The 9558-nt window shown below is 36.8% G+C and carries 8 protein-coding genes; all 8 read left to right on the forward strand.

Annotation, left to right across the window (positions count from 1 at the left end; genetic code table 11):
• Positions 1-87: 87 nt before the first annotated feature.
• The gene (locus ACH2BV_RS00470; RefSeq protein ID WP_395048461.1) at positions 88-807 is read left to right on the forward strand and encodes a DUF4339 domain-containing protein; all 720 of its coding nucleotides are present in this window, start codon (positions 88-90) and stop codon (positions 805-807) included.
• Positions 808-1129: 322 nt separating this feature from the next.
• The gene (hydG, locus tag ACH2BV_RS00475) at positions 1130-2557 is read left to right on the forward strand and encodes a [FeFe] hydrogenase H-cluster radical SAM maturase HydG (protein ID WP_395048462.1); all 1428 of its coding nucleotides are present in this window, start codon (positions 1130-1132) and stop codon (positions 2555-2557) included.
• Positions 2558-2583: 26 nt separating this feature from the next.
• Complete coding sequence (gene hydF, locus ACH2BV_RS00480) at positions 2584-3798, forward strand: [FeFe] hydrogenase H-cluster maturation GTPase HydF (protein ID WP_395048464.1); 1215 nt, start codon at positions 2584-2586, stop codon at positions 3796-3798.
• A 54-nt stretch (positions 3799-3852) separates the two neighbouring features.
• A complete protein-coding gene (hydE, locus tag ACH2BV_RS00485) occupies positions 3853-4941 on the forward strand; it encodes a [FeFe] hydrogenase H-cluster radical SAM maturase HydE (protein ID WP_395048466.1) in 1089 nt (362 codons plus the stop codon).
• A gap of 17 nt (positions 4942-4958) precedes the next feature.
• A complete protein-coding gene (locus ACH2BV_RS00490; protein ID WP_395048467.1) occupies positions 4959-5351 on the forward strand; it encodes a (2Fe-2S) ferredoxin domain-containing protein in 393 nt (130 codons plus the stop codon).
• A 45-nt stretch (positions 5352-5396) separates the two neighbouring features.
• A complete protein-coding gene (locus ACH2BV_RS00495) occupies positions 5397-7169 on the forward strand; it encodes an NADH-ubiquinone oxidoreductase-F iron-sulfur binding region domain-containing protein (RefSeq protein ID WP_395048468.1) in 1773 nt (590 codons plus the stop codon).
• An 18-nt stretch (positions 7170-7187) separates the two neighbouring features.
• A complete protein-coding gene (locus tag ACH2BV_RS00500; RefSeq protein WP_395048470.1) occupies positions 7188-8963 on the forward strand; it encodes an NADH-dependent [FeFe] hydrogenase, group A6 in 1776 nt (591 codons plus the stop codon).
• A 31-nt stretch (positions 8964-8994) separates the two neighbouring features.
• A complete protein-coding gene (locus tag ACH2BV_RS00505; RefSeq protein ID WP_395048471.1) occupies positions 8995-9465 on the forward strand; it encodes an NAD(P)H-dependent oxidoreductase subunit E in 471 nt (156 codons plus the stop codon).
• The last annotated feature ends 93 nt before the right edge of the window (positions 9466-9558 follow it).

A 9558-nucleotide genomic window follows, 5' to 3' on the forward strand; every position in this document is an offset into this window, starting at 1 on the left:
TTGCCTTTTCAAAAAATGATTGTAGCTTTGGACGACGTCCCTTATTAGGGTTATAATCCATTTAATAGCCTTATAGCTTACTCTTTTATGAAGAAATACTTCCTACACAACGGAACTGAAAACAGTGGTCCATTTGATTTGGACGAATTGAAAGCCAATGGTATCAACAAAACAACTCCTGTGTGGTATGAAGGCATGGAAAATTGGAAATATGCCGGGGAAATAGCCGAATTAAGCAGTGTTTTCGCTGTAGTGCCTCCTCCTATTTCATCCTTTATAACACCTCCATCAACTACAAAAACAGAGCAGAAAAAGGAACCCCGAAAAATTATCGGGTTATCTAAAACCAGCTTTTTTGCGATTACGGGTGCCATCGTTATACTAGTTAGTGTTAGCGTTTTAAATACATTGCAAGAAAAAAGAAGTCAGGAATTAGAACTCAAAAATCATAAAACTGAAATTGAAAATCATCAATATGAGCTGCAACAAAAAGAAATAGCAGACCAAAAAGTCATCGCAGCCCAAGAAGAAGAGGCAGCAGCCGAAAGAATGTCGAAAGAGAAAAAAAATGCAGACAATAACAGACTTTTGGTCATTCAGCAAACCATCACTAATTATCAAACTAACTTAAAGGAAACGGAAAAAAAATTAAATGACGTCTCCGGTTTTAAGTTATTGAGAACTGCGGCCGAGAAAAAGGAGCAAATGAATTTGTTGCAAAAGAATATTGATTCCTTTAAAATCGAAATGGCAAAATTGAAAAACGAATCCGATCAGTTGAGATTAGAATTGGAGAAAATTCAGTAGATTTTGAATATGGTAATAATTTTAACTTTAATTTAAAATGTACTATTGAAACCTTATTATTTTTTATTTTAAATGTACCTAGATTGCGAACCTTCAACAAAAATGGCCTAATTACATTATCTCCTTCTACGGTGTATTATCCCTTTGCACCCCCTTTAAACACATAGTTTTTTATGATTTTTTTAACATTTAATATTATTATTTTTTTGTACTTTTAGTCGATATACAGAACGTATATTATTAATTTCGCAAAAAGTAATAAATATTTTTTTAAATTTTGCGAATTCAATAATCAGAAACAAAATCATTAACATTAAAATTAATGAAGTTTTCACCCCAAAAATATTCTTTGCCGGATCTTTCGATGGAACCCTTTATTGATGCAAATGAAATTTGGGATATCTTAAAAAATACCAGCTCATCCAAAGCAGCTGTCGAAAAGGTAATTGCAAAATCTTTATCCAAACAAAGACTAAATTTAGATGAAGTTGCTGTTTTAGTAAATGCAACAGATGCTACATCAGTTTTAGCAATTAAAGAAGGTGCCAAAACGTTGAAAAAAGATATTTACGGCAACAGAATTGTACTTTTTGCTCCCTTATACATTGGCAATAAATGCCAAAACAATTGTTCCTACTGTGGTTTCAGAACTTCCAATAAAGAAGCCGTACGCAAGACACTTAATGATCTGGAAATTATCAACGAAATAGAAGCTCTTGAGGATAATGGTCAAAAAAGGTTGATTTTAGTTTATGGTGAACACAAAGAGTACAGCCCCGAGTATATTGCCCATACTGTAAAAGTAGCTTATAGCGTAAAAAAAGGAAATGGAGAAATCCGCAGAGTCAACATCAATGCTGCCCCAATGGATATTGAAGGTTTTAAAATTGTAAAAGAGGCTGGAATCGGAACTTTCCAAATATTTCAGGAGACCTACCATCCTGAAGCTTATGCATCATACCATTTAGGAGGAAAGAAAGCCAACTTCGAAAACCGATTAACTTCTTTAGACCGTGCTCAGGAAGCCGGAATTGACGATGTCGGCATAGGTGTTTTGTTTGGTTTGTATGACTGGCGTTATGAAGTTATGGCATTAGTTCGTCATACAAATCACTTAGAAGCATGCTATAATGTGGGCCCACATACCATTTCATTTCCAAGAATTAAAGAAGCGTCGGGTTTTGAAGGCAATCCTAACTATTTGGTTTCTGATGAAGATTTTTCCAAACTCATCGCTATTTTGAGATTGGCCGTTCCTTATACAGGAATGATTCTCACCGCTAGAGAACCCGCTGAACTTCGGGATGAAATTATTCAATATGGTGTTTCTCAAATCGATGGCGGCACCAAAATAGAATTAGGTGGCTATTCGAAAACGCTTAACACTGCACAAAACCTCAACAGAGGTCAATTTAAAGTCAACGACGAGCGTTCCCTACATGAAATTGTCAATGAATTACTAGATAAAGAAATGATTCCTTCCTTTTGTACTGCTTGTTATCGATTGGGCAGAACTGGTGAACACTTTATGGAGTTTTCAGTTCCTGGATTTATCAAAAAATGTTGTACCCCCAATGCTACCTTAACTTTAGCTGAATACTTGATTGATTATGCCGATGAAGCTACAGCAGAGAAAGGCTGGAATTTGATTCAGAAAACTGTTGATGAAACCGAAAACAAAAAACTTAAAAAATCTCTCATAGAAAGAATAGAAAGAGTTAAAGCCGGAGAACGGGATTTAATTTATTAAAGGAAGGAGAAAATAAAACCTGAGAAATGAATACAGGGAAAGACAATAAACCACATATAGGAATCTACGGCCGACGAAACGTAGGGAAAAGTTCCTTTATCAATGCACTAACAGGAATTGATGTTGCTATTGTTTCTGAAATAGCAGGAACTACTACAGATCCCGTAAAAAAATCTATTGAGATTTTTGGAATTGGTCCTGCAATACTTGTTGACACTGCAGGGATTGATGATTTTGGAGATTTAGGGGCTAAAAGAATTCAAAAAACCATACAAACCCTTGAACATATTGACGCGGCAATTTTATTAATTTCCGAAAATGTCTTTGGTTCGTTTGAACAAAAGTTAATCGAGGAATTTAATAACTATGAAATTGAATATATCATCGTTCACAATAAGGAAGACCTCGAAAAACTGAGGGATGAAACGGTTTTGCAAATCCAACTCATTTCCAAAGCACCTATTGAAATTTGCAGCATTAAAAAGTCTCAAAATATTGGAGAAGTCATTGAATTATTAAAAATTACCATCCCCGAAACATCCTATCAAAAAAACACTTTATTGGGCGACATTATCCAAAAAAATTCCATCGTTATGCTCATCACCCCAGTAGATTCAGAAGCTCCCGATGGCAGAATGATTTTACCACAAGCTATGGCAATCCGGGATGTATTGGACAATAACGCCGTAAACATTGTCCTCAGAGAAACGGAAGTGAAAGCTTTTTTTCAAAAAACACAACTTAAGCCAGACCTTGTAATCACCGACAGCCAGGCCTTTGAATATGTAAATAAAATTATCCCCAATGAAATTCCATTAACCAGTTTCAGTATTGTCTATGCTCATATGCGAGGCCCATTTGACGAATATGTAAAAGGAGCCTATAAACTTTCGGAATTGAATAATGGGGATAGAATTCTGATATTGGAATCCTGCGTTCATCAGGTCAGTTGCGAAGATATCGGACGCTTTAAAATTCCCAATTGGATTAGAAAATTCAGCGGTAAGACATTGGAATTTGATATTGCAGCCGGACTTTCAGCAATTCAAAAACCCATTACAGACTACCAATTGGTTGTCCAATGCGGTGGTTGTATGATTACCCGAAAACAATTAATCAACAGACTAAAACCCGCTTTGGAAGCTGGAATCCCAGTGACAAATTACGGCTTAGCCATAGCTTATATGAATGGAATTTTAGACCGAGTTGTGGAACCTTTTTTAGAAGAATATAGAAAATAGAGCAAAAAAAATAGAAGCAAGAAAATAGAATATTGAACGAATAAATTCAAAACATTGAATGCCTTTTCAAAAATAGTAAACCAAGAAACGTTTAACAAACAAGACCTCATCTCGATGCTGAATACTGTAGGTGATGAACAAGCCTTATTGTATCAAAAATCAAGAGCCGTCAAGGATTATTATATTGGAAATACGGTGCATTTGAGAGGCTTGATTGAATATTCTAATGTATGTATCAAAGATTGTTTGTATTGTGGCATCCGAAAATCAAATAAAAACACGCAACGGTATACTCTTTCAGATGAAGACGTTTTTCAATGTGCTCTTTATGCTTTGGAAAATAATTATGGCAGTATAGCCATTCAGGCCGGTGAACGAACTGACCAACTTTACATCTCCAAAATCACTAGTTTACTTAAAGAAATAAAAAAACTAAGTAATGGAAAATTGGGGATTACTCTCTCATTGGGCGAACAAACTTTAGATACTTATAAAGAATGGTTTGATGCAGGAGCCCATCGCTATTTGTTGCGTATTGAAACCTCAAACAGAGAACTTTATTCTAAAATTCACCCCAACAATCGCTTGCATAATTTTGATAAACGCATAGAAGCATTACAAAATATAAGAAAAGTAGGATTTCAATTGGGAACCGGAGTTATGATAGGTTTACCTCATCAAACCATAGAAAATCTAGCCGATGATTTGTTGTTTTTGAAAGCTATGGATGTGGATATGGTGGGAATGGGACCTTATATTGAGCATCAAGACACTCCTTTACATGAAATGAATCACCTTTTAAAATCACGTCAGGAACGTTTGGATTTAACTATTAAAATGATTGCTACTTTACGAATTTTAATGAAAGACATCAATATAGTTGGCGCTACAGCCTTGCAGGCTATCGACAAAATGGGTCGTGAAAAAGCCATTCGGTATGGGGCCAATATCCTTATGCCCAATATCACCCCGGGAAATTTTCGCAAAAAATACAAACTCTATGAAGACAAACCCTGTACAGATGAAAATTCAGTCGATTGTAACAACTGCATCGATGCCAGAATGAGCCTGATTGGAAGTCGTATCGGCTATAATGAATGGGGAGATTCAAGACATTTTACCAATTCAAAGTTTAATCCATAAACCTTAAATGACATACAATGGGAACCATAAAATCAGTAGCTGATTTGAAGAAAATCAGAACCTCAATTCAAGAAGCAAATCAAAAGCAAATTGCTGAAAATGATAATAAAAAATTGATTGAAATTAAAGTGGCCATGGCAACCTGTGGCATAGCATCGGGAGCAAAAGCCATAATGGATTTCTTTATTGAAGAATTACCCAAAAGAAACATTGTTGCCAAAGTTAAACAAACCGGATGTATGGGATATTGCTATGCCGAACCTACTCTGGAAATAACTATACAAGATGAAAAGCCAGTAGTTTTTGGTTTTGTAGATCTTAAAAAAGCAGATGAAATCATTGAAAAATTCATCAAAAAAGGAGAATTGGTTGATGGGATTATACCTATTAATTACGAATTAGCCACTTAATAATTTGAATCCAACAGCATAATACGAACTCAAAATAGTTTCAAAATGAGTAACAGGTACAGGAAGAATTTACTGGTATGCAATGGCAGTTCATGTCAGCTAGCATCCGATTTCGATTTAGTAGCTTTTATCAATTTCAAATTAAACGAATACCATCTAGAGAACGAAATTAAGGTCGTACATTCAGTTTGCTCTAGCCGATGTACCATAGGTCCCAATATCATTGTTTATCCGGATAATGTGGAGTATTCAAAAGTAACAAAAGCGGATATTGACGATATCATTATTGAACATTTACTGAATGATAGAATTGTAGAAAGACTGGTTTTCAATAAAGAAAACGGAATTGGTGTTACTTCCAAAATACAGTATAGAATAGCACTACGTAATTGTGGTTTTATCGATCCGGAAGAAATCAAAGATTATATTGAAAAAGATGGCTATGATGCTTTAGCAAAATGTCTTACAGAAAACACCCCACAAGAAGTTACCCAAGAAATCATTAAAAGCGGACTCAGGGGCCGGGGCGGCGGAGGTTTTCCCACCGGTCTAAAGTGGGATATTACCAGTAAAAGTGTTGCCGACCAAAAATATGTGGTTTGCAATGCTGACGAAGGAGACCCAGGAGCCTTTATGGATCGTTCCGTTCTCGAAGGCGACCCACATTCTGTTATAGAAGCGATGGCTATTTGCGGCTATTGCATTGGAGCCACTAAAGGAATTATATATGTAAGAGCAGAATATCCTTTGGCCATCAAAAGATTAAAAATAGCTTTAGACCAGGCCAAAGAATATGGATTATTGGGAACAAATATCTTTGGAACCAATTTTGAATTCACCATAGATATCAAATATGGAGCGGGAGCATTTGTGTGCGGCGAAGAAACAGCCCTCATTCATTCTATGGAAGGGCTTCGTGGAGAACCTACTTTAAAACCTCCATTCCCTAGTGTTTCCGGATATTTGAAGAAACCAACTAATGTCAACAACGTAGAAACTTTTGCCAATATTCCGGCTATTATCAACAAAGGAGCGGATTGGTTTGCGAGTATTGGAACAGAAAAATCCAAGGGAACGAAGGTTTTTGCCTTGGCAGGAAAAATAAACAATGTGGGTCTGATTGAAGTTCCAATGGGAACAACTCTAAGAGAAGTTATTTATGATATTGGTGGAGGAATTGTTGACGAAAAAAAATTCAAAGCTGTTCAAACGGGCGGACCTTCCGGTGGATGTTTGACTGAGAAACATTTGGATTTACCTATAGATTTTGATTCCCTTACCGCTGCTGGTTCTATGATGGGATCTGGCGGTATGATAGTCATGGACGAAGATGATTGCATGGTTTCGATGGCTCGATTTTATCTGGAATTTATTGTCGAAGAATCCTGTGGCAAATGTGCACCCTGCAGAATAGGAAATAAACGATTGCACGAAATGCTTTCAAAATTATGCGATGGCAATGGGACGATGCAAGATTTAGACTTGCTTCGAAACTTAAGCGTCGTAGTTAAAGACACATCATTATGTGGATTGGGTCAGACCTCCCCTAATCCAATTATCTCTACAATGACTAATTTCTATGATGAATATTATGCTCACGTTGCAGAGCATCGATGTCCGAGTGGTCAATGTAAATCATTTATGAGGTATTATATCAGTGAGGAAAATTGCATAGGCTGTCTTGTTTGTGCCAGAAAATGTCCCGTAGGAGCCATTACCGGAGAAAAAAAGAAAGTCCATTTTATCAATCAGGAACTTTGTACCAAATGTGGAATCTGTATGGAAAAATGCAAGTTTCACGCTGTTTACCTCAATTAATTCTATAAATAAAACTTTATGGATACGATTAGCATAAAAATCGATAATAAGAATTTTCAGGTTGAAAAAGGGACCACGATATTGGATGCTGCCAAAAGTGTGGGTATTAATATTCCAACCTTGTGTTATATGCACTTACACGATTTAAACACCACTCACAATCCAACAGGTTGTCGAATGTGTGTAGTAGAAGTAGTAGGTCGCAAAAATTTAGTACCCGCCTGTGCAACGGAATGTATGCCCGGAATGGAAATAAAAAACCAAACCATCAGAGTATTGAATAGTCGAAAAACCATACTCGAACTTATTCTCAGCGACCATCCCACCGATTGCTTGATTTGTGCCAAAAATGGAGACTGTGATCTTCAAAGTATGGCGCAACAAATGGGTATTCGGGAGATTCATTACAAAGGAGAACAATCTCATTATATCAAAGATACCTCGCCAGCCATCAAAAGAGATATGGACAAATGCATTGGATGCCGAAGATGCGTAACGATGTGCAACGATGTTCAGACTGTAGGAGCACTTTCTGCTATCAACAGAGGATTTATGTCGGTAGTTGCTCCTGCTTTTCAAATGAATTTAGAAGATAGTGTTTGTACGTATTGTGGCCAATGTGTGGCTGTTTGCCCAACGGCAGCTTTAACCGAAGTCGATCATACTAATTTGGTAATCAGAGCGCTGGCAGACCCAACCAATACGGTTATTGTACAAACTGCACCCGCTGTCAGAGTTGCCTTAGGCGAAGAATTTGGATATGAACCGGGTACAATTGTTACTGGTAAAATGACTGCTGCTTTAAAGGATATGGGTTTCGATTATGTTTTTGATACTGACTTTGCAGCTGACCTTACCATTATGGAAGAAGCAGCAGAACTTCTCGACAGACTGACCAGACATTTGAATGGAGATACCACGTTGAAATTACCCTTATTAACTTCCTGTTGTCCGGCCTGGGTGAATTTCTTTGAACATCAGTTTCCTGATATGAAAGACATTCCCTCTACAGCTCGTTCCCCACAACAAATGTTTGGTGCTATTGCCAAAACTTATTTTGCCGATAAATTAGGAATCAAAAGCGAAAATATGGTCGTGGTTTCCATCATGCCATGTTTGGCCAAAAAATATGAATGCAGCAGAGATGAGTTTAAAACTAATGGCAATCCCGATGTTGATTTCGTTTTATCAACCCGAGAATTTGCACGATTAATTAAACAAGCCAGTATTGATTTTGATAGTTTAATTCCCGTAGAATTTGACCATCCAATGGGAGAATCCTCTGGTGCTGGAGTGATTTTTGGCACAACCGGTGGTGTAATTGAAGCTGCTGTAAGAACTGCTTATGAAACTTTCACGAAACAAAAACTTCACAAAGTCGATTTCAAACAACTAAGAGGAATGGAATGGATAAGAGAATCCACCATTGATTTTAATGGCACCCCTATCAAAATTGGGATTGCTCATGGTTTGGGAAATGCACGCAAACTGCTTCAGGAAATCAGAGAAGGAAAATCTCAATACCACGCCATTGAAATTATGGCTTGCCCTGGCGGATGCATTGGTGGCGGAGGTCAGCCTTTGCATCACGGAGATTCCAATATTTTATTGGCAAGACAAAAAGCATTGTATTCTGAGGATAAAGCGAAAGTCATTCGGAAATCTCACGAAAATCCTTCCATTCAAAAGTTATATAGTGAATTTCTGGGAAGTCCAATGAGTGAAAAAGCGCATCAGTTGTTACATACTCATTATTTTGACAGGAGTACCCATGTGAAAATTACTAAAGATTAATTTATTATTCAATAATTAAAACAGAATAGCAATGATGACAATATGCGAAAGTAATGTCGCCAAAATAGAAACTATTTGTAAAGAATTTAATCACGATAAGGGCGAATTAATCAATGTATTGCACCAAACGCAGAATACATTTGGTTATCTGCCTGAGGATGTTCAGGAAATTATCGCAGAAAACCTGAATACTTCATTGGCTCATGTCTATGGTGTAGTTTCTTTTTACTCTTTTTTTACGATGACCCCAAAGGGTGAACATCCTATTAATATTTGCATGGGGACAGCTTGTTATGTAAGAGGAGCCGAAAAAATACTCCACGAGTTCCGAACATTATTGGATATAAAAGTTGGGGAAACTACCAAAGACGAAAAATTTTCTTTGAGTAGTTTAAGGTGTATTGGAGCCTGCGGATTGGCACCCGTAATATTAATAGGGGAAAAAGTCTACGGTCGAGTCACACTCGACAGCGTAAAAGATATACTTAATGAATATAAATAACCCGTTGGGTGCAATTATTTAAAGTAAAATAAATTGAATAAATATTGGTCAAGATACTGAAATTCAGTATCTTGAAGTCGCTAAACCGCCAAT

It is taken from the genome of Flavobacterium sp., from assembly GCF_043780635.1.
Lineage (GTDB): Bacteria > Bacteroidota > Bacteroidia > Flavobacteriales > Flavobacteriaceae > Flavobacterium.

Coding starts and splice junctions, on each gene's coding strand:
- hydF (WP_395048464.1), top strand. CDS start 2,584: ATGAATACAGGGAAAGACAATAAACCACATATAGGAATCTACGGCCGA.
- ACH2BV_RS00495 (WP_395048468.1), top strand. CDS start 5,397: ATGAGTAACAGGTACAGGAAGAATTTACTGGTATGCAATGGCAGTTCA.
- ACH2BV_RS00490 (WP_395048467.1), top strand. CDS start 4,959: ATGGGAACCATAAAATCAGTAGCTGATTTGAAGAAAATCAGAACCTCA.
- ACH2BV_RS00500 (WP_395048470.1), top strand. CDS start 7,188: ATGGATACGATTAGCATAAAAATCGATAATAAGAATTTTCAGGTTGAA.
- ACH2BV_RS00505 (WP_395048471.1), top strand. CDS start 8,995: ATGATGACAATATGCGAAAGTAATGTCGCCAAAATAGAAACTATTTGT.
- hydG (WP_395048462.1), top strand. CDS start 1,130: ATGAAGTTTTCACCCCAAAAATATTCTTTGCCGGATCTTTCGATGGAA.
- ACH2BV_RS00470 (WP_395048461.1), top strand. CDS start 88: ATGAAGAAATACTTCCTACACAACGGAACTGAAAACAGTGGTCCATTT.